The sequence below is a fragment of the Sphingobacterium sp. 1.A.5 genome, from assembly GCF_002734235.1.
Taxonomy (GTDB): Bacteria; Bacteroidota; Bacteroidia; order Sphingobacteriales; family Sphingobacteriaceae; genus Sphingobacterium; species Sphingobacterium daejeonense.
The window spans coordinates 82823-103946 of the sequence record NZ_PEBA01000066.1 but is presented as its reverse complement, the minus strand read 5'-3'; the positions used below and the strand labels follow the sequence as shown (position 1 = coordinate 103946).

Below are 21124 nucleotides of genomic sequence, written 5' to 3'. Positions count from 1 at the left end.
AGTAATCATGCTGTCATTGATTATGAGAAAACACAGGCATCAGAATTTTTATCAAGACTATTAAAAGAAATTAAAAAAACAACATAGTACAAACTCAAGTCACACATTATTGTTTATTGGATATGAAAGAAAAATTCAACAACCTTCAGGTTAAGAAAAACGAAGAAAAGAATCGATATGAATTAGATGTCGATGGACATATTGCATTTATTGATTATAAAGAAACAAGTAGCACAGTAGCATTGATCCATACGGAAGCACCTGCCGAACTTGCTGGTAGTGGGGCTGCATCAGCATTGGTTGAAAAAACCCTCAACCTAATCAAGGAATCAGGAAAAACGGTTTCTCCATATTGTCCATACGTTTTTGCATTTATTAAAAAGCACCCAGAATGGAAAGAATTGGTTTCCCAAAGATTTCCAAAATATGACGAACTGTAAAAATCATCATTGAAAATTCTATAAATACAACAAGAGCCTTTCCAAATGAGAGGCTTTTTTATTTCTTCCAAAACCGCACAAACCGACAAAGCCAAACATCAGACTACCCTGATCTGTCAGAATAGGTGATTACACCTCAAATCTAGCTTTTCAGCCGTTAATGTGGTCCTTTTTGTCTTTCCTTTTACTCTTGTTATTATCTCAGTATACTCTCATTCGTCTCTCGTACGGACCTTGTTCGGACCTCGTTCGGAGCTTCTTCGGAAAACACCCGAACAAGGTCCGAATGAGGTCCGAACGAAAGAGGACGGAGAGTGGAAGAAGAGTACATAAAAAGTAGAAAAAATGAAAAACCAAAACTTAGTATTCAAACTATTATAAGAGGGTACAGAACAGGAGTTTTAAATCACATCTATTTGTTAGTGTTTTGTGGATTTAAAGTATGATTAGTCGACTAAATTGAACAAAAGATATAAAAAAAGAAAGGGAAGCAATCTGGCAATTGCTCCCCTAACTATTAACCAATTATAAACTTAAATTATGAGATAGCAAATATAGTTATTAAATCGATTATTCCTAATATTTTTTGCGTTTTCATGCGTGTTTAAATCACCGGTCGACCTCACCAAGCACAATATCGATAGATCCCAATATGGCAATCAGGTCAGCGATCAAGACTCCTTTTCCTAATTCGGGAAGGACCGACAAATTGTTATAGCTTGGTCCTCTTGCTTTTACACGCCTTGGAATATCTGTTTTGTCTTGCGTTACGAAATAAAAGCCTAGCTCTCCTTTTGGATTCTCTGCCCTTACGTAATATTCTTGTGCCTTTAGGTTTACTTTCTTGGGAACCATGCCTCGCGGGTCAAAATCAGGTGTTCTCTTAAAATCTTGCATCAATCTCGGCAAACACTGTTCAATAATTTTGACAGATTCTTTGATTTCATCTACCCGAACTTTATATCTATCCCAGCAATCTCCTTTTGTCCCCATCTCACCATTTCCAACAGGGATTTCAAACTCCAATTCTGGATAGACCGAATACCCATCGACTCGTCTCAAATCCCATTTGATACCTGAACCTCTCAGCATAGGCCCCGAGCAGCCATAATTGATGGCTACATCAGCTGGCAATACCCCAATATTAGCTGTACGTTGGATAAATATTTGGTTATTCGACAATAGCTCATCCAGTTCTACCAGTTTTGGTTTAAAATATTCAATGAATTCTTGACAGCGTTCTTCAAAATTAACAGGTATATCATAGAACAGACCTCCGACCCAAATGTAATTGTAAAGCATTCGAGATCCTGACGCCCATTCCAACATATTCATAATATGTTCACGGTCCCTAAAACACCACATAAACGGCGTAAAGGCACCTATATCAATCCCATAAGTACCGACGGCTATTAAGTGAGAAGCTATCCTATTTAACTCGGTTACCAAAACCCTGATATATTCTATCCGCTTTGGAAGTTTATCTTGAATACCTAGCATTCTTTCTACTCCCATGACGAATGCATGTGCATTGTTCATCGAAGCCAGATAATCCAATCTATCGGTAAATGGGATGGTCTTTCCATAGTTCATGGATTCAGCATGTTTGTCAAAACAACGGTGAAGGTAGCCCACGTGAGGGATGATTTCCTTAACGATCTCCCCGTCAGTTATCAGCTCCAGCCTTAATACACCATGAGTAGAAGGATGCTGAGGTCCCATATTGATGACCATCTCTTGGGAAGAAACAGCATTAATTCTATCTAGATAATTTTTATTTGCTTGTTGATATCGCTCGTTCATGCTTCTTATTTCACCGGAATGTTATGATATGTTTCTGGATCTTGATAGTCTTTTCTCAATGGATACCCTACCCAATCTTCTGGCATTAAGATTCTTCTCAAATCGGGGTGATCTGTAAAAAATATTCCCATCAGATCAAAGGCTTCACGCTCATGCCAGTCTGCCGTTCTCCAGATTTCACAAACCGAGGGTACCTCAGGTAGAGAATCCAGCTCCCTGCTGCTTTCAACTTTAACCTTCAAGGTCAATTGTTTTTGATAAGGAATAGAAGTAAGGTTATAAACAACCTCAAAATAATGTTCTGGAAAATAGTCTACCGCAGTTATATTGGCCAAAAAATCGAAGTAATACTTTTGGTCATCACGAAGGAAGTAACATAGCTCCTTTAAATAGCTGGGATCAATATACAAGGCAGATTGAAGGCCAATTTCCTGAACTTCCAGTACGGCTTTAGGATTTATATGTTCTTCAATGTCTTTTATCAATTGCTGTATCATAACTATGGTGCTAGACGGTTTATGGTCCATTGACCATTTTCATTGTTATAAACTATCCTATCGTGCAGTCGGCTACTTCTTCCCTGCCAAAACTCAACTCTTACGGGCTTCAATAAGAAGCCTCCCCAGAATTCGGGCCTTGGTACTTCCTTACCATCCATTTCTTGTTCTACTTCAGCCACACGGTTTTCAAGTGCTTCCCGGTCAGAGATGATAGAACTTTGTGGTGATGCTATCGCCCCGATTTGACTGCCACGAGGACGGGTTGCAAAATACTCATCAGAATCGGAATTCGGCAGTTTTTCAACCTCTGCCTCAAATCGGACCTGACGTTGCAATTCTGGCCAAAAAAACAAAGCCGACACATGTGGGTTTTGAATGATCTCCTGCCCTTTCCTACTATTATAATTTGTAAAGAAACTAATGCCTTGAGCTTTTATATCCTTCAGTAGGACAACCCTGGAAGATGGGCGTCCATTTTCTGCTACCGTGGACAGCACCATGGCGGTTGGTTCTGTGACCTGCGAAGTCATTGCTTCGGCAAACCATTTCTTAAACTGATCTATAGGATTCTGAAGTACATCGGATTCGCTCAGGCTGCTTTTAGCATAGTCTTCACGAATGGCAGCGATTTCTTTGTGTTCAATGGACATGGCTAAGGATATTTCCTACAAACTTAACATAATATCCATTTTTTATAGAAACTGAAATGAAAAATTATTGCTATTTTACAGTAGAATAATAAGGATATTCTATAAATTTGGTATTAAACACATCTATTCCTCTTATGTTCAACGAATATATTCCAAAACGAGGCAGTCTTATTTTATCCGAGCCGTTCATGCTGGATCAGAATTTCGAGCGTTCGGTTATTCTATTGTGCGAGCATGATGAAAACGATGGAACTGTAGGGCTGATCTTAAATCACCGTTCTATGCTCCTATTATCAGATGTTATCGAAGATGTTGAAAATTCGGAGATGCCTTTGTATTTTGGTGGTCCGGTTGAAGGTAATGCTCTATTTTTCGTGCACAAAGCCTATGAAAAGTTACAGAGTGGTACACATATTGTCGATGACCTTTACTGGGGCGGAGATTTTGACAAATTAAAATACCTGATTAACGAAAACTTGATAAGTTCTGAGGAAGTTAAAATATTCTTGGGCTATTCAGGATGGAGTCCTGGGCAATTGGATGAAGAAATCAAACAGAACTCTTGGGCTGTTCACAATTCATTCAATATCGACTTGGCTTTTATTACCGATGGGGAGAACCTTTGGAAGGAAGCCTTGATCAGTATGGGGCCCAAATATGCTCATGTTGCTAATTTTCCAAAAAGGCCTGAGTTCAACTAGAAAAAAATAAATTAAACATAAACCAACATGAAGAAACACTTTTCAAACGTATTGTTTTTTGCAGCTGCTACGGCATTTATCTCATGTTCTGGTGCGAATTCTAATGGTCACGAGCCATCAGACTCAACAGCGACCAGTCAAGATACCACGAAGTATCCACCTGTAGAAACAAAACCGGGAAATACAAATTACAAACCTGCATTCGAAGGTCAAACCAGGATTGCAGGAGTAAAGACTACAACTCCTTATGAAGGACAAGTAGTTGTTGAAGGATTGAAATCACCTTGGGGAATCGCTGAACTTCCTGACGGAAGATTACTGATTACGGAAAAAGAAGGAACCATGCGCATTGTGGATCCTACTGCAAAATCTACAAGTGAAGCCATCACGGGTATTCCAAAAGTAGATGCACAAGGGCAAGGAGGTCTTTTGGGAGTGACTTTAGATCCTGATTTCGCAAGTAACAGGATGGTATATTGGGTATTCTCAGAACCAGCTTCTGGCGGAAATCACACCGCAGTGGCAAAAGGAAAATTGTCTGAAGACGAAAAAAGTATCGAGGGTGCTACTGTAATCTATCAAGCATTGCCAACTTACAATGGCAAACTACATTACGGCGGTAGGATTTTGTTCGGCAAAGATGGAAATATCTTCGTTTCAACTGGAGAACGCTCGGACTTAGAAACGAGACCACAGGCACAACAGCTGAACTCTGCATTGGGTAAAATCGTACGCATTACAAAAGACGGTAAACCAGCAGCAGGAAATCCATTTGAAGGACAAGCAGATGCAAAGCCTGAAATTTATTCTTATGGTCACCGTAATGTTCAGGGTCTAGCCTTTGACCCAGTTTCAGGAGAACTGTGGGATTCAGAGTTCGGACCACGCGGTGGTGATGAGATCAACTTAGTGAAACCGGGCAAAAACTACGGATGGCCGATCATTACTTACGGTATTGAATATAGTGGTGGCGAAATTGGAAACCCTCCTATCCAACAAAAGGATGGATTGGAGCAACCTGTTTACTATTGGGACCCTGTATTGTCACCTAGTGGTATGACTTTCTATAAAGGCTCCAACGTTCCAGAATGGGAAAACAACTTATTCATTGGTGGGTTGAGCAGCACACATATTGCCAGACTAGTGATCAAAGACAACAAAGTTGTTGGTGAAGAGAGATTATTGGGCGACAAAGGTGAACGTTTCAGAGACGTCATCCAAGGTAAAAATGGCGCTCTTTATTCCGTTACTGATGGAGGTAAACTTTACAAAGTAGACAAAAAGTAAAAAATCATTAATAGGAAAATAAATTTTGAGCATCCTTAGCTTTTGGCTAAGGATGCTTTTTTGTTTACGACATTTTCGAAGTTATTTTTCAATAAAATTATCTGAACAAATAATTTTAATATAAAAAATTAATATTTTACATAAGTTTCGCTTAATATTTAATTTGAATATTAATATTTTTATTTATTTTAGATTTCAATTTAAATATTTATTCAATAGTTTATTTTTTCGTATTAAATCTTAATTGATTGTAAGGTTTAACGGCAAAAATTAACCAAGAGATCTTATAATCCGAGCATGAAATTTATTGAAAAGCTTTTAGGAAGTCCAACAGGTTTATCTAAAAAAACGACCAAGTCTGCAAAGAAAAAGTTTCACCTATTAAAGGCTGTCTATGAGATGGATAAGGCATCTGTAAACGATCTTATGAAACGCCTAGCCTTAAGTTTCCCTACTCTGAACACTTTAATGGTGGATTTGGTGGAGAGAAAATATCTGATTCAGCATGAGCGTGGGGAGTCACTCGGTGGGAGAAAACCTAATTTATACCAACTTAATGACAATCTCTTCAAAGTATTGACCATTGAAATCAACAGAAAATCAGTCTTGATTGCCCTGCTTGATAACAACTGCAATATACTTAATGAACCCCAAACCTATCAGTTTGAGATATCAACAGATTTAAGCGAACTTCCTGCTTTCTTAATTATCGTAAGAAGATATCTTAAGGAGCATAAATTGGATTTAGAGCTCATTACGGGCATCAGTATTTCCATGCCAGGTTTAGTGGAGCGAAACAGCGGTGAGAATTACACCTATTTTTATGAAGCTGGTTTCAACTTAGAGAAACATATTGAGCATGAGTTCAACAAAAAAACCATAATTGTTAATGACGCGAAGGCTGCAACATTGGCGGAACAGGCATACGGCAAACTGAAACACAGAAAGGATGCCTTGGTCATCCGTTTAGATTGGGGCATCTCTTTAGGGATTGTTGCCAATGGAGAGATCTATATGGGCAAAGATGGTTTTTCAGGAGAAATGGGACATATTAGTTTTGTGAATGAGGGTGAATTATGCTATTGTGGGAAGCGAGGATGTTTGGAAACCCTGGTATCTGGTACTGCCTTAGTCAATAAAGCAACTAAAGATATTGAGCTGGGGATTCCTACCCTAATCTACAGCAAATTTGGTGACAAGCCATTAACTCCTGAACATATTATTCAGTCTGCCTTGGATGGCGATCAATATGCAATTCAATTAATTTCGGAGCTTGGCAGCAAATTAGGGCGTGCTATTTCCTTATTTATGCAGGTTTTTAATCCAGAAACCATTGTTCTTTCCGGCAGCTTCGCAAGATCTTCTATGCTGATGATCACACCTATTCAGCAACAGATCCAAACTTATTCCATGAGCAAAATATCATCAGGTTGCAGCTTGCAGGTCTCTACTATGGGTCCAAACGGCCAATTGTTTGCCTTGAGCAAGCATTTCGTAAACTGCTATTTTGAGGAAAGAATCGGGAAAAATTAATTTAAAATTACCTAAAGATTAATCTTTAGCAAATCGTTTTATTTATCATGGAAATGCTTTTGGATTCAGGGCAATCTTAATACCTTTGCGTATAATTTCATGATATGAGTACACAGCTATCGAAGTATAGTATCCTTTTAGGGATATCTATGCTTTTGGTCTTCGGCTCCTGCAAGACCACTTATTACCAATCTGCTGTAACGAACAAACAAATGCTGGAAATCAACAATAAGGTTCCAGAAGATACAGCAATCCGTAATTATATTTTGCCTTATAAGAATCAACTTGAAGATAAGATGAACGAGGTTTTGGGATATGCTCCTGAAGCTTTGATCAAAAACCGTAATCTTCCAGAATCTCAATTGAGTAATTTCTTCGCTGACGCTCTTTTGGCCATCGGTCGCAAAGTAGACCCTGAGGTTTCCTTTTCCCTAGCAACCAAAGATGGGATCCGTGCGGGAATAAAACAGGGAGATGTGACAGTGGGATCGATATTCGAAGTAATGCCCTTCGAAAATTATATCACTATCCTTGAACTAAAAGGCACAGACGTGCAGGTATTGGCAGATTTTATTGCCGAAACTAATGGTCAGCCTGTGGGAAATGTTGTGACGCAAATAAAAAACAAGAAATTGCAGAGTTTCAAGATTGGAGGCCAAGATATTGACCCCAATAAAACATATAAACTAGCTACATATGACTTCATCGCCAACGGTGGGGATTTGGTCAGGGGAATTGGCAATCCTGTAAGTCGAGTTACGACTTCTGAACGTGTTCGTGAAGGTCTGATAGCATATGTACAGCAATTAACTAAAGAAGGTAAAAAAGTAGAAGCAAAATTAGATGGAAGAGTTAAAATCATTGAATAGAAGAAGCTTTATAAAGAGCTTGGCAGCGATCGGTGCTACGGCGACCCTTAGCTCCATTCCATTTACTGGATATAGCAAATCCAAAGAAGTAAAGATTACTTTTTTGCATACGAATGATGTACATAGCAGGATCGAGCCCTACCCTATGGATGGTTCTAGACTTCAAGGTTTGGGAGGTGTGGCACGTCGAAGCACATTGATACAGAAAATAAGGTCTGAGGAAAAGAACGTTTTGCTTTTTGATGCTGGCGACATGTTTCAAGGAACTCCATATTTCAATGTTTTTGATGGGCAGGTTGAACTCGAGCTCATGTCAAAACTAGGCTATGATGCAGGAACATTTGGAAACCATGAATTTGACAATGGATTGCCAGGGTTATTAAAACACTTTGACAAGGCGAACTTTCCTTTTGTAACCTCTAACTATGATTTTACAGGCACTATTATGGAAGGCAAGACCAAGGATCACTTGATCTTTGAACGCGATGGTGTCAGAATTGGCGTTTTTGGCGTTGGTGTTGACCTAAATGGAATGGTAGACCCAAGAAGTTATCAAGGCGTAAAAATCACAGACCCTATAGAAACTGCTGCCAAGTATACCGAAAAGCTAAAGAAAGAACTAAAATGTGATTTAATCATCTGTCTTTCTCATATTGGTTATTCATATGACACGAACAAAGTATCGGACCTATTATTGGCGAAAAACTCCAGGAATATCGATCTAATTATTGGTGGGCATACCCACACATTCTTAGAAAAACCTACAGAGGTAAAAAACCTGGACAATGAAATAACACTTGTCAACCAAACTGGATTTTCTGGGGTTAACCTTGGAAGAATCGACTTTATCCTGGACAAAAAAAGAGGGACTAAAAAAAGCATTGCTACGACTTACCGCATTGACAACAGTTTAGATAAGAAAAAAATGCTAACGGCTTAAACCGAATAACTTTAAGAGATATTGAAAGCACTATTACGACTTTATATTAATTCATATAAGGGATTATCCCCTGCCGCTTGGCTATTGGCATTGGTTATGCTGATCAACCGTGCTGGTTCTATGGTAATTCCTTTTTTGGGGATTTATATGTCTTCAGAATTGGGTTTCAGCAAAACTCAGATTGGATTGGTATTGGGTTGTTTTGGTTTGGGATCAGTTTGCGGATCATGGCTGGGAGGTTGGCTGACGGATAAATTCGGGAATTTTAAGGTCCAAACATGGAGTTTGATCATGGTTATTCCCTTATTTTTGGTTCTTCCACAATTTAGGACTTTTGAGGGATTGGCCTTGATGATTTTCATTTTGACGCTTGTGGCGGATATATTCCGTCCTGCCAATTCTGTATCTGTTGCCCGATATGCAAAGCCCGAAAATATTACAAGAGCATATTCGTTAAATCGGATGGCTGTGAACTTAGGGTTTTCGATCGGTCCTGCTTTGGGAGGTTTCTTGGCGAAATTTTCTTATAACTGGATCTTCTATGGTAACGCAATAGCTGCAGCATGCGCTGCGATAGTCTTTATTTATTTCTTCAGAAACAGAAAAGCCCGGACTGAAGTGGGTCAAATAAAACCTTCAGACCAACCGATTGATGACAAGCCGGTAAGGAATGCCTACACAGATGGATTATTTATAGTTTTTAATGTGCTATGTTGTTTATTTTCGATGGCATTTTTCCAGTTGTTGAGCACACTTCCTCTTTATTACAAGGAAGTACATCTATTACACCCCGATCAAATTGGATTATTATTGGGATTCAGTGGATTGGTTATTGTTTTATTTGAGATGGTGTTGGTTCACGTCGTTGAGCATCGGTTTTCTGTTCGGCAGATTATGCTTTGGGGTACAGCTATATCTGGAATGTCCTATCTCATGCTTACGGGCAACTTTGGCATAGCTTGGCTGTTTCTTGCTATGTTTTTCCTTTCAACTGGAGAAATGCTGACACTTCCATTTACGGCAACCGTAGCAATCAGCAGAGCAAGCAGAAGCAATCAAGGCGCATATATGGGTTTTAATTCATTGGCATTTGCAGCGGCCAATATTTTTTCACCTTTCTTAGGTACATACACCGCTGAACATTATGGTTATAATACGCTTTGGACGGCAGCCGGATTGATTCTAATAATATGCGGTATCGGTTTCTATTGGATTATCTCAAAAATGAAAACAGAAAATTAACCCACATTACGTTCGTAAGGAACTCGGGTTGCAATCGATCTACCTAAAGTAATTTCATCAACATATTCCAATTCACCCCCAAAGGCAATACCACGCGCAATGGTACTGATCTGAACATTGAATTCTTTCAGTTTTCTATAGAGGTAAAAGATGGTTGTATCACCTTCCATTGTTGCGCTTAGGGCCAAAATGACTTCTTGGACTTGACCTGTACGAACCCGTTCGATTAACCCTTCAATTTTCAGGTCCGCTGGTCCAATGCCTTCCATCGGTGAAATCAAACCTCCTAGTACATGGTACACACCGCTGTACTGATTGGTATTCTCAATGGCCATAACATCTCGTGTGTCCTCGACCACACAAATCAACCCTTTATCTCTTTTGATCGAAGCACAGATTTCACATTGTTCCAAATCTGAAATATTAAAGCAAGTACGGCAAAATTTGATATCACGCTTTAACCGGTCCAAGGACTCTGTAAACCTGCTGACCTCCGCATCGGGTTGTTTCAAAAGATGCAATACCAATCGTAAAGCTGTCTTCTTACCCACCCCTGGAAGTTTACCGAATTCCTCAACTGCTTGCTCTAATAGTTTTGATGAAAAGTTCATTCTTCAAAATTACGAAAATAATGAGCAAAATAATACGCCAGAATTCTTTCGAATATCTGGCGCATCGGTTTATGAAACAAATCTATGTGTGCCTAAGTTAAAAATCGAGATAATCCCATTTTCCTCGGTATGCCCTCCCCTTGAGGTTGTTGGCAAATGGATTATCAAATACTTCTTTTTTTGGATCCCATTTTATAGGTTTCTGAATCTGGTACGCAATATTTGCGGCATTGCAGACTGTTGCGGTTCTATGCCCAATTTCTACATCGCAGATAGGCTTAGAACGTTTTTTGATGGCGTCCACAAAATCCTTATAATGATTTTCGGAGTAATATACTTTTCTGTCTTTTTCTGCTATTTCAAGTTTCGGAAGATTATCTTTATCTGATCTGAGGAATTCGCGTGACACTTCAATCTTACCTTCGGTACCCAAGAATTGAATTGCATTTCCAGCACCCCAGTTCTTATGGTGGACATTCACACCATTTTTATAAGTGAAATACAGTCCTTCTTTGGCTTGAGGGATGTCAGGAGGCGTAAAAGATACTGGTCCTGAATGATCCATTCCCAATGCCCATTGTACGATATCAAACATATGAGCTCCCCAATCCGTGATATAACCGCCACCAAATCCATGGTACAATCTCCACATTGCCCATTCTGGCGCTCCGATTGGCGGACAAAGTACTGGACTAAAACCCCTATATAAGGAAGGTCCTATCCAGAAGTCCCAGTCAATATGTGCAGGTGTTGGCAATGAAGGTAGATCACACTCCTTTACGGGCTCACCAACGGACACATTAACTTCCTTAATTTCACCTATATAACCATTGCGAATCAAGTCGGCTGCTTGTCTGAAATTGTATTGCGAACGCTGCATGCTACCTGTCTGCAATACCCTTTTGTATTTTCTTACGGCATTGACCATGGCTCTACCCTCGTCTATCGTCAAAGCCAACGGTTTTTCACAATAAATGTCCTTTCCAGCTTTTGCTGCATCGATAACATGCATTGCATGCCAATGATCAGGTGAAGCAATTACAACCGCATCAATATCCTTTCTAGCTAAAAGATCCCGATAATTGCCGTATCCCTCCACTTGATGTCCTGATTTGGCCGCATTCAATTTATTGGCATCTCCAATAAATTTATTGAGTTTGGTACTGTCAACATCTGCAGCTGCTAGAACCATCGTTTCAGGCAATTTCATCAGTCCGTTCAATAATGTCGGAACCTGCTTTCCCACACCGATATAACCCAGGTTTATCCTGTCGCTTGGAGCCAGAAATCCATTTCCTCCAAGGACATGCCTTGGCAAGATGGTAATGGCAGCTGCACCTAATGCGGTTTTAGCAATAAAATTCCGTCTATTCATTTTCGGTTTATGAAATTTACAGCAGTAAATAGGTTTACGTTGTTTAAATTTATAAAAACAGTTTATTCTTTCAAAATTTTATTGAAAAAATTATTGAATTTTATGAAAATCACAACAATAAACATCCTTTCGATAATTTTAATTTAAAATCCTATATTACATCGAAAACAGCAGGAATATGACCTGCAAGCAATAAAATTAATTGAGCCGTATGGTTAAAGATGATAAAATCAGAAATTCATTTGCCAACAAAACTTGGCAAGAAATAAAAGTAAAAGACTCTTGGCAGATTTTTAAGATCATGTCAGAATTTGTAGATGGCTTTGAGAAGTTAGCTAAGATTGGTCCCTGTGTTTCGATCTTTGGTTCTGCCAGGACACCCGATGAGCACAAATATTATGAGATGACTGTTGAGATCGCGAGGCTCTTAGCGGACCGCGGGTACGGTGTTATTTCGGGCGGTGGCCCAGGAATAATGGAAGCAGCAAATAAAGGTGCTTATAATGCCGGTGGGAAATCCGTAGGACTGAATATTGAATTACCATTTGAACAGTTCCATAACAAGTATATCGACCGTGATAAATTATTGGAGTTCAACTATTTCTTCGTTCGAAAAGTAATGTTCATGAAATACTCCCAAGGATATATCGTCCTGCCAGGTGGTTTCGGAACTATGGACGAACTGTTTGAAGCAATTACACTGATCCAAACGGGTAAGATCGCCCGCTTCCCTATTGTATTGGTAGGTTCTGAATACTGGAACGGCCTCTTCGACTGGATCAAAAATACCATGCTCGGCAATAAATATATCAGCGAAGAAGACCTTAATCTTTATAGAATGGTCGACAGCGCCGAAGAAGCTACCGAACATATCTTTAGATTCTATGATAAGTATCTGTTGAAACCTAACTTTTAACAGGATTGAGCAGGATTAACAGGATTTACAGAATTAACAGAATTCAGCAGGATGAACAGAATTTACAGAATTTACAGAATTTACAGAATTCAGCAGGATTGAACAGGATTGAACAGAATAAATAGAATTTACAGAATTTACTGAATTATTGTATGGCAGCCGAGGGCTGATTATCATTGCTGTTATTGAACACAGCTGCCATTCAACCGGTGGCTCAGTAGTCGAAGCCCAGGAAACAAAGCTCAGGGACCGATAATCAGGGAACACCTTTAACCGGTGGCTGAGCGGAGCCGCCCTTCGACTACGCTCAGGGACCGATAATCTGGGAACACCTTTAACCGGTGGCTGAGCGGAGCCGAAGCCCAGGAAACGAAGCCTAAGGTCGAAGCTCATGGACCAACTTCAACCAACGCCCGCACGCCGTGGCTGGTGTCCCCACCAGCCACTCAAAATATGCAAATGTCATTTAACCTTGTAGGGGTGTAACTATTATAGAAATGATTATACAACGAAACGCAACCCTGTAGGGGTGTAACTATTATAGAAAAAGACATAAGGCGCCATCAAACCCTGTAGGGGTGCAACTATTATAGAAAAGATCAACCAGCGCAACCAACCCTGTAGGGATGTAACTATTATAGAGATCAAATTTTAAACCTAGTTAACGCGGTTATTAAGTTTACATTAATTTTTTATTAATTTTTAATATCATGTAGCGTTACAACAACTAAATTCGTAACAGTTAAGTATATTAACAACAACTGATTATGAAAAAAATTTATTTAATTCTTGCAGCATTGGTTCTGAATTCTTGTAGCAAGGAAGATGTTGGTCCTATGGGGTTCTATCATGGGCAAAAAATTGAGGTATTTTTAGACCACAAATATCTCGCTAAGGGTGACGAACCATTATTATGGCCTAGCAAACGTAAGCTGGAATATGATCTACAGGGATTTATGGAAAGACAACCAGGTTATTATTATGTGGTCAAAGCGGAGGTAAATTTAAACAAGGGCAAACCTATAATGTATGATGGATCTGCTTATTGGTTGGATTTCAAAGGTATTAAATCCAAAAAGAAATATACTGGCCAAGAACCTTTTCAGATAGAGTTAATCCAAGAAGTCATTCCCAGCGGTCCGCAAATTTACTTGCGAAAAGAAGGTGACAAATATTTCTTTACCAGCGGAATTGAACTAACATATAATGATAATTCTATGAAAGATAAATTTGAGGAATTTTTGAAACATCAGGTTGAAATGGATGAAATAGCAAAAGCAACAAATGGAACAACTCAAAGATTTAAATGGCAAGATATTACGCTTACAGTAACTCACGACAATAATAATTTTGGAAAAGCCTTTAAGGTTTCTGAGATCTCAACAAAACTATGGTAATAAACCCTTCTAGATTCTTCTGATTTAAGATCATAAAAAAATCCCTCGCGAATGCGAGGGATTTATATTTAGAATAAAGTTAAATCTTAATTAAAGATATAACGAACACCTAATTGAGCTGACCATCTTGAAGGAATATCAGACACGAAATAAGGAGTGTTTTCATTCAAATTACCCAATTTGTATTGAGGGATATTTGTGTTTTGTTGGAAACTATCGAAGTTAATTGGTCTAAATGAGTTATCCCAGAAACTTCCACCACCGCTATATTGCTCACCCCATTTTTTGTTGATCAACGCACCTACGTTCATAACATCTAATGAGATTTGAATTTTGTTTTTGGTGTTACCAATGTTCGTGAAAACATCTTGTAAAATTCTGAAGTCGAATCTATGTGAAAAAGGTGCTTTGTCACCATTTCTTTCAGCATATTGTCCTCTTCTATTTTTCAAGTAAGGATTTGCTTCAATAAATTCGTTGAATGCATTCCATTGTTGTTCTGGAGTAACATCTCCATTTTGAACAAATTTAATTTCAGATGCATCTCTTGGAATATACATTAATGAATATTGGTCACTTGAACTACCTGCTGTATATCTTCCTGGGTCACCTGCAATAAGGTAAGAGAATCTAGCACCAGATTGACCTGTATAAACTAATGAAAGAGTTGTTCCTAAGTGGTTCAAATATTCTTTAGAATAAGAAACGTATCCAATCACTCTACTACCAGTGCTGAATGGGTTATGTCCTAAAGTTACATTGTTTGATCCATTGACAGTTGCCGTTCTGAAGAAATTTGATTGATTCTGAGATGAAGAACCTGAGAATAAATCTTTAGCTTCAGTATAAGTATATGCTAATGAACCGAAGAATCCATTGCTAAATGATTTTGACAATTGAGCAGTTGCTGACCAAGAGTAGCCTTTGTTTACATTATCAATATAAACTACTTGAGTATAGTTTGGAAGAACTTTTGCATCTTTCGATGGCGCATACAATAATCTATTGTCAGCCCCTTCTAATTGTCCGATAGGATCTTTTTGGTTTAGATCTCTAAAGCGGAATGAGCTTAAGTTTTTAGAGTACATGAATTCTGCAGTACCCATTACACCCCAAGGCAATTGGTAATCAACTCCTAATGAAGTTCTTGCGATTTGCGGTAATCTTAAGTTTTTGTCCAATACGGAGATATTTCCTGAAGGCTTAACTTCTCCTGGATTTTTTGGTTGACCATTAGGATCAGCAATAAAATCAATGTTTGGAGCACCAGCACCAGCATTAAGCTGATTTCCACCCAATAAAGCACCACTTTGAGTATATGCACCTGCAGACCAAACGAATGGGAAACGAGAAGTAAAGATACCAACACCACCACGTAAGATAAGTGAACGGTCGCTCTTAACATCCCAGTTAAATCCTAACCTAGGTGACCACATAAAAGTAGCTTTAGGCATTCTGTTTGTCATTACATCATATCTTTGAGCAATGATTGAGTTGTTGAAATCTTGGTTTTCAAGAGGATCAGTTAAATAAATAGGAATATCAACACGAAGACCACCTGTTAATTTCAAGTTGCTGAACATTTGATATTCATCCTGAACATAAAACCCTAATTGCATTGCTGAGAAATCAGCTCCTTGTTTAGGGTCATCAGTATTACTGTAATTATATTGGAAACTTGCCGCTTTTCCTCTTTCAAAGTTTTCAATCGCTGTATATGGTTGACCAGTAGCTGGATTAATATCTGAAGTAGGTGAATTACGGAAAGTATAGTTACCAAATGCACTACCAATAAAACCATTGTACATTTTGTAGAACTCATTATGAGTACCAAAAGTCAATGTATGGTTACCTTTATATAAAGTTAAGTTATCAGTAAGTGTTAATACTTGTTGATCCAATTGGTTAACAGTTGAGAATGGTTCAGCACCTAAACTGATGTTTGTACTTGATCCCAAATCAATAAATACACGTGGGAACGGATTACCTGGAGTAGTTCTAGGTTCAGTAACATTTGTATAACCAACAACTAGATTGTTTGATAACACATTTGAAAATCTACTGTTTAACTCAAGGACTGCCGATTGAGTAGTACTTTTTCTTAATACTGCTCCATTTTCAAAAGTAATTGAGTTTTGAGAACGACCTAAATCAGTTGCAGATCCATTAACATAGCTATATCTCGCAGTTAATTTATGCTTTTCGTTGATGTTGAAGTCAAATCTAGTAAAGATCTTGTCAGATTTATTGTTTGCTTCTTGGCCCATAAAACTACCAGGATTATATCCTAATTGATTAGCTTTATCAGCAACTCTTTGCAATTGTTCAACTGTAAAATTTGATCCATCAGATCCTGGAGCAAATCCAAGTGGCGTATTATTATCTGTTCTCTCATAGTTTACAAAGAAGAACAACTTATCTTTAATGATTGGACCACCTACTCTAACACCATATTGACGCTCACTGAAATCTACTAATTTAGTTCTTTCTTGATCATCTTTAAGAAGTCCGAAAGGAGTTTTACCTGTTAAGTTTTGATTTCTTGTAAAGTAATACGCTGATCCTTGCACAAGGTTAGTACCTGAACGAGTTACAGCAGAGATACCACCACCAGCGAAACCACCAGCTCTAACATCAAAAGGAGCAATTTGGACAGTCATTTCTTCAATAGCATCTAATGAAATTGGAGAAACACCTGTACTTGAACCATTTGTACCAGCACTGCTTAGACCAAATACGTCATTACTTACAGCACCATCGATTGTCAACTGGTTGAAACGGTTGTTCATACCACCAATTGATAATGCATCTCCTTTAACATCCGCTTGAGGCGTTAATCTTGTAAAGTCAGTTAGACTTCTAGAGATAGTTGGTAAGTTTTGGATTGTTCTGTTCGAAATACTAGTTGAAGCACCAGTTTTTAAACTTTGGCCTTTTTTAACGCCAGTAACTGTAATTTCATCAATTAAATTTGAACTATCACCAAATACAGGATTCAATTCAAATGAACGACCTAGTTGTAAAAAAACATTTTCATAAACAACTGGCTCTTGACCCACATAAGTCACTTCGATACGATAAGGTCCACCAACACGCATACCTGCCAAACTAAAACGACCAGTTTCATTGGATGAACTTGTGTAAACTGTTCCTGAAGGAGTGTGGATAGCTTTAATTGTTGCGCCGGTAGTTTTTTCACCATTGGTTTGGGTTACTACCCCGGACATACTACTTGTGGTTACCTGCGCTTGGATAGTTCCATAACTTGCAAGTACCAGAGCAAAGAAAAGTAAAGATTTCTTCATACGGTTTGTTATTAATTCTGAACAAAAGTAAAAAGACATATTGATTTTCAGAGTTACTTAACATAAACTTAATATACTCACAACCACGTTTTTGCATTTATTTGTCCTATTCGAGTAAGCGATTTTTTAAAAGTTGAATAGTTTTATAAACAACTACCTTAGTTGATTGAAAATATTGCAATGAAAACGATTGAAATTTGATAGTTTAACAAATTTTAACATTTTTCAAAATGTGGAAAAGTTTTTTCCTTTTGCTGTGGATTTAACAGTTTCCATGACAACTATGTATGGGTAATTGCAAAAAATTAGGGTTTTAACATTGAAGTTTAATTCCTTAATTTCTTTGAATTTAGAGTTGAGTTGGATGAAGGTTGGTGGTTGGTGGGGACACCAACCACGGCTTAGAATGGTCTGACTTATGCCAAAGCCTAGCCTTCTGCTCCGCTCAGGGACCGGCTTTGCATACCGACAAGGAAGGGGTGGACACCAACCACGGCGTGAAATGGTCTGACTTGTGCCAAAGCCTGCCCTTCGGCTCCGCTCAGGGACCGGCTTTGGCATACCGACAAGGAAGGTGAGGACACCAACCACGGCGTAAAATGGCCTGACTTGTGCCAAAGCCTGCCCTTCGGCTCCGCTAGGGACCGGCTTTGGCATACTGGCAAGGATGGTGAGGACACCAACCACGGCGTGAATGGCCTGACTAGTTCCAAAGCCTGCCCTTCGACTCCGCTCAGGGACCGGCTTTGCATACCGACAAGGAAGGGGTGGACACCAACCACGGCGTGAAATGGTCTGACTTGTGCCAAAGCCTACCCTTCGACTCCGCTCAGGGACCGGCTTTGGAATACCGACAAGGATGGTGAGGACACCGACCACGGCGTAAAATGGCCTGACTTGTGCCAAAGCCTGCCCTTCGGCTCCGCTCAGGGACCGGCTTTTGCATACCGACAAGGAAGGGGTGGACACCAACCACGGCGTGAAATGGTCTGACTTGTGCCAAAGCCTGCCCTTCGGCTCCGCTCAGGGACCGGCTTTGGAATACCGACAAGGATGGTGGAGAAAACGACCACGGCGTGAAATGGTCTGACTTGTGCCAAAGCCTGCCCTTCGGCTCCGCTCAGGGACCGGCTTTGGCATACCGGCAAGGATGGTGAGGACACCAACCACGGCGCATTAGTCCAGGTATGCGTAGGTAATGCCGTCTCCGCCTCTATCGGCATGCTCGTCTTCAAAGCGACTTACATGATTGTATTTTCCAAGGTAATCTCGGATAAACTTTCGGAGGATTCCATCACCTTTACCATGAACGATCTTTAAAGATGGATACCCTATCATAACTGCACGATCGAGGATCTGCTCTATTTTTCCTAGGGCATCTTCCGTTCTCATTCCTCGCACATCTACTTCCGGACTGAAATCAGCAACACTGCCAGATGAAACTGATTTGAACCGCTTGGCAGCATTTGATTTCTCCTTGCCCCTAAGTTTTTCAACTTTGTTTTTCTTGACAACGGTCCTCAAATCACCAAGAGCTAGAATTAGGTTATTCTTTGCAATTTCGATTACTTGGGCTTCATTTCCAGTGTCTATGATCTTCACCCAATCCCCTACTTCTACTTCAGCATTTTCTGCTGCTACTATTGTAGGTTTCTTAACTTCCTTAACCTGTTTTTCCTTAAGATTTTCAGAAGCTTGCTGCAATCCAGCCCTCAGTTTTTTAGTTTCTTCTTTATCTGCTTGCTTAGTTTTGATCTCAGCAATGGTGTTCTCAACCAGCTTATTGGCATTTTTGATTATCAGCCTTGCTTCTTCCTTGGCATCTTTGAGCAATTGTCTCTTATTTTCTTCCAAGTAGGTCTTCAGTTCGTTGAGTTCAGACTGTTGTCCCAATATTTCTTTTTCACGTAGGTTGATGGCAACCTTGGTATCATAAACTTCTTTTTTCTCACGCTCCAGATCAACCAACAGTGTATCTACTTTTTTCTGTTGGACACCTATCTTTTGTTTAGCAAGATGGATAACCTCTTTAGGTAAACCAATGTTTTGGGCAATCTCAAAAGCATAGGAACTGCCTGGTTTTCCTGTCTGTAAGATATAGAGAGGTTTCATTGCTTCATTGTCGAAGAGCATGGAGGCATTTTCTATTCCTTCCGTGTTACTTGCAAATACCTTTAGGTTCGAATAGTGAGTGGTAATGACACCTCGGATTTTCTTTTTGTTGAGCACTTCCAATACAGCCTCCGCAATTGGTCCACCAAATTGGGGATCTGTACCTGTACCGAACTCATCAATTAGCACCATGGTCCTGGCGTTTGCAAATTGTGTAAAGTGCTTCATCTTTGACAAATGGGCACTATAAGTACTCAAATCACTATCAATTGATTGATCATCACCAATATCAGCGAAAAATTGCTTGAATACTCCCAATTTAGAAGTCGGTTCACATGGAATCAGCAGTCCAGATTGAAACATCAACTGCAAGAGACCTACCGTTTTCATACAGACCGATTTTCCACCAGCATTCGGTCCTGACACCAACAATACACGATCAATATCATCTATTTTGAGGTTCAAAGGGACAACGGAATGATGACCTTCTTGTTTTGAAGCCAGATATAACAATGGATGTTTAGCATTTACCAGAAACACTTCTGCTTCTTTGGAAAGTTCTGGCATCTGAGCATCGATATCCAAAGCAAAAAGAGCTTTTGCCCTTACAAAGTCCAATTTTGTTAACATGCCGTGGTATGCAAACAATAAAGGGACGTGCGGACGTATCTCTGTAGTCAAGGCAGTTAGAATTCTGACGATTTCTCTTCTTCTTTCAAATTCCAGGTCCCTGACTTTATTGTTTAAATGGAATACTTCTTCGGGTTCAATATAAGCTGTTTGTCCTGTCGCAGATTCATCGTGTATCAAGCCCTTGACTTTTCGTTTGTTTTCAGCCAGGATTGGGATACATAACCTTCCATCTCTTATAGTCAGGCTACCATCAGCCGTCCAACCATTTTGCTGGGCTTGCTTATAAACAGTATCTAATCTTTTTCTGGCCTCTTGTTCTGCTTTTGAAATCTGTGAGGTAATCTCCAGCAACAATTTTGAGGCATTGTCTTTTATTTTCCCTCTTTCATCTATAATCTGTTCGATGCTTCGGAGGATGTTTTTTTCAATTGGCAGGTGTTCAAACAATAGCTCAAGGTTTGGATATTGTTGAGCACGGTCGTTGAAATAACGTATAATTGCGTAAACGGTCCTTAAAGAAAGTAATACTCTATGGAATTCCTCTTCTAAGAGAAAGGAGCCTTCCACTTTTGCTTTCTCAATGATTGCTTTTATGGGGTAAAAATGGTCTACAGGAAGAGGTGCATCATGAACCAACAGATCTTTGAATTCATTTGCTTGTCGCAAGAAACGGTCGATCAATTCCAGTTTTACTTGCGGTTGGATTTTGTCCACTAATTCCTTTCCTGGCTCACTGAGACATTTTGCCTTTATAAGTTCTTTTATTTCGGTAAACCCTAACTTTTCTACTGCGTTCTGTGGATAAATCAT

At 39.3% G+C, this 21124-nt stretch carries 16 protein-coding genes; 9 read left to right on the top strand and 7 right to left on the bottom strand.

The window, feature by feature from the left end; genetic code table 11:
- The first annotated feature begins 122 nt into the window (after nt 1–122).
- Complete coding sequence (locus CRT24_RS20215; protein WP_099372906.1) at nt 123–440, top strand: GNAT family N-acetyltransferase; 318 nt, start codon at nt 123–125, stop codon at nt 438–440.
- A gap of 609 nt (nt 441–1049) precedes the next feature.
- Here CRT24_RS20215 and CRT24_RS20210 read toward each other — a convergent pair.
- Genes CRT24_RS20210 through pdxH form a run of 3 tightly spaced genes read right to left on the bottom strand, consistent with a single transcriptional unit; the run spans nt 1050 to nt 3393 of the window.
- Nucleotides 1050–2243, bottom strand: coding sequence for an NADH-quinone oxidoreductase subunit D (locus CRT24_RS20210; protein ID WP_099372905.1), 1194 nt, complete (start codon nt 2241–2243; stop codon nt 1050–1052).
- Nucleotides 2244–2248: 5 nt separating this feature from the next.
- A complete protein-coding gene (locus CRT24_RS20205; protein ID WP_099372904.1) occupies nt 2249–2740 on the bottom strand; it encodes an NADH-quinone oxidoreductase subunit C in 492 nt (163 codons plus the stop codon).
- Nucleotides 2741–2742: 2 nt separating this feature from the next.
- Complete coding sequence (gene pdxH, locus CRT24_RS20200; protein WP_099372903.1) at nt 2743–3393, bottom strand: pyridoxamine 5'-phosphate oxidase; 651 nt, start codon at nt 3391–3393, stop codon at nt 2743–2745.
- Nucleotides 3394–3581: 188 nt separating this feature from the next.
- Here pdxH and CRT24_RS20195 point away from each other — a divergent pair, with 188 nt between their 5' ends.
- The 6 genes from CRT24_RS20195 (at nt 3582) to CRT24_RS20170 (ending at nt 9965) form a co-directional block, all read left to right on the top strand.
- A complete protein-coding gene (locus CRT24_RS20195; RefSeq protein WP_257214117.1) occupies nt 3582–4094 on the top strand; it encodes a YqgE/AlgH family protein in 513 nt (170 codons plus the stop codon).
- 27 nt (nt 4095–4121) lie between these two features.
- Nucleotides 4122–5381, top strand: a complete 1260-nt coding sequence (locus CRT24_RS20190; RefSeq protein WP_099372901.1) for a PQQ-dependent sugar dehydrogenase — start codon at nt 4122–4124, stop codon at nt 5379–5381.
- Between the two features lie 297 nt (nt 5382–5678).
- Nucleotides 5679–6914 (top strand): ROK family protein, encoded by a 1236-nt coding sequence (locus CRT24_RS20185; protein WP_099372900.1) that lies wholly within the window; start codon nt 5679–5681, stop codon nt 6912–6914.
- Nucleotides 6915–7018: 104 nt separating this feature from the next.
- Nucleotides 7019–7783 (top strand): 5'-nucleotidase C-terminal domain-containing protein, encoded by a 765-nt coding sequence (locus CRT24_RS20180; protein ID WP_257214116.1) that lies wholly within the window; start codon nt 7019–7021, stop codon nt 7781–7783.
- A complete protein-coding gene (locus tag CRT24_RS20175) occupies nt 7758–8723 on the top strand; it encodes a metallophosphoesterase (protein WP_099372899.1) in 966 nt (321 codons plus the stop codon). Before CRT24_RS20180 ends, CRT24_RS20175 begins: the two co-directional genes overlap by 26 nt.
- Before the next feature lie 21 nt (nt 8724–8744).
- A complete protein-coding gene (locus CRT24_RS20170; protein ID WP_099372898.1) occupies nt 8745–9965 on the top strand; it encodes an MFS transporter in 1221 nt (406 codons plus the stop codon).
- Here the strand turns inward: CRT24_RS20170 and recR are convergent.
- Both recR and CRT24_RS20160 read right to left on the bottom strand, forming a co-directional pair.
- Nucleotides 9962–10576, bottom strand: coding sequence for a recombination mediator RecR (recR, locus tag CRT24_RS20165; RefSeq protein WP_099372897.1), 615 nt, complete (start codon nt 10574–10576; stop codon nt 9962–9964). The two genes, CRT24_RS20170 and recR, sit on opposite strands and share 4 nt — an antisense overlap.
- 97 nt (nt 10577–10673) lie before the next feature.
- Entirely contained in the window at nt 10674–11951 is a 1278-nt protein-coding gene (locus CRT24_RS20160) for a Gfo/Idh/MocA family protein (protein ID WP_099372896.1), read from the bottom strand.
- 211 nt (nt 11952–12162) lie between these two features.
- Between CRT24_RS20160 and CRT24_RS20155 the strand changes: the two genes are divergently transcribed.
- Both CRT24_RS20155 and CRT24_RS20150 read left to right on the top strand, forming a co-directional pair.
- The gene (locus tag CRT24_RS20155) at nt 12163–12867 is read left to right on the top strand and encodes a TIGR00730 family Rossman fold protein (RefSeq protein WP_099372895.1); all 705 of its coding nucleotides are present in this window, start codon (nt 12163–12165) and stop codon (nt 12865–12867) included.
- Nucleotides 12868–13634: 767 nt separating this feature from the next.
- Nucleotides 13635–14264, top strand: a complete 630-nt coding sequence (locus CRT24_RS20150; RefSeq protein ID WP_099372894.1) for a hypothetical protein — start codon at nt 13635–13637, stop codon at nt 14262–14264.
- 86 nt (nt 14265–14350) lie between these two features.
- On the opposite strand, the gene CRT24_RS20145 is transcribed toward CRT24_RS20150, so the two are convergent.
- Complete coding sequence (locus CRT24_RS20145) at nt 14351–17569, bottom strand: carboxypeptidase regulatory-like domain-containing protein (RefSeq protein ID WP_180269182.1); 3219 nt, start codon at nt 17567–17569, stop codon at nt 14351–14353.
- Between the two features lie 1176 nt (nt 17570–18745).
- Nucleotides 18746–21124, bottom strand: coding sequence for an endonuclease MutS2 (locus tag CRT24_RS20135; protein ID WP_099372891.1), 2379 nt, complete (start codon nt 21122–21124; stop codon nt 18746–18748).

Bases quoted from the DNA above. Each gene is read 5' to 3' on its own strand.
- CRT24_RS20215 (WP_099372906.1), top strand. From the start codon at position 123: ATGAAAGAAAAATTCAACAACCTTCAGGTTAAGAAAAACGAAGAAAAG.
- CRT24_RS20195 (WP_257214117.1), top strand. From the start codon at position 3,582: ATGCTGGATCAGAATTTCGAGCGTTCGGTTATTCTATTGTGCGAGCAT.
- CRT24_RS20210 (WP_099372905.1), bottom strand. From the start codon at position 2,243: ATGAACGAGCGATATCAACAAGCAAATAAAAATTATCTAGATAGAATT.
- CRT24_RS20175 (WP_099372899.1), top strand. From the start codon at position 7,758: ATGGAAGAGTTAAAATCATTGAATAGAAGAAGCTTTATAAAGAGCTTG.
- CRT24_RS20160 (WP_099372896.1), bottom strand. From the start codon at position 11,951: ATGAATAGACGGAATTTTATTGCTAAAACCGCATTAGGTGCAGCTGCC.
- CRT24_RS20155 (WP_099372895.1), top strand. From the start codon at position 12,163: ATGGTTAAAGATGATAAAATCAGAAATTCATTTGCCAACAAAACTTGG.
- CRT24_RS20185 (WP_099372900.1), top strand. From the start codon at position 5,679: ATGAAATTTATTGAAAAGCTTTTAGGAAGTCCAACAGGTTTATCTAAA.
- CRT24_RS20150 (WP_099372894.1), top strand. From the start codon at position 13,635: ATGAAAAAAATTTATTTAATTCTTGCAGCATTGGTTCTGAATTCTTGT.
- CRT24_RS20190 (WP_099372901.1), top strand. From the start codon at position 4,122: ATGAAGAAACACTTTTCAAACGTATTGTTTTTTGCAGCTGCTACGGCA.
- pdxH (WP_099372903.1), bottom strand. From the start codon at position 3,393: ATGTCCATTGAACACAAAGAAATCGCTGCCATTCGTGAAGACTATGCT.
- CRT24_RS20135 (WP_099372891.1), bottom strand. From the start codon at position 21,124: ATGATTTATCCACAGAACGCAGTAGAAAAGTTAGGGTTTACCGAAATA.
- CRT24_RS20145 (WP_180269182.1), bottom strand. From the start codon at position 17,569: ATGAAGAAATCTTTACTTTTCTTTGCTCTGGTACTTGCAAGTTATGGA.
- CRT24_RS20180 (WP_257214116.1), top strand. From the start codon at position 7,019: ATGAGTACACAGCTATCGAAGTATAGTATCCTTTTAGGGATATCTATG.
- CRT24_RS20205 (WP_099372904.1), bottom strand. From the start codon at position 2,740: ATGATACAGCAATTGATAAAAGACATTGAAGAACATATAAATCCTAAA.
- recR (WP_099372897.1), bottom strand. From the start codon at position 10,576: ATGAACTTTTCATCAAAACTATTAGAGCAAGCAGTTGAGGAATTCGGT.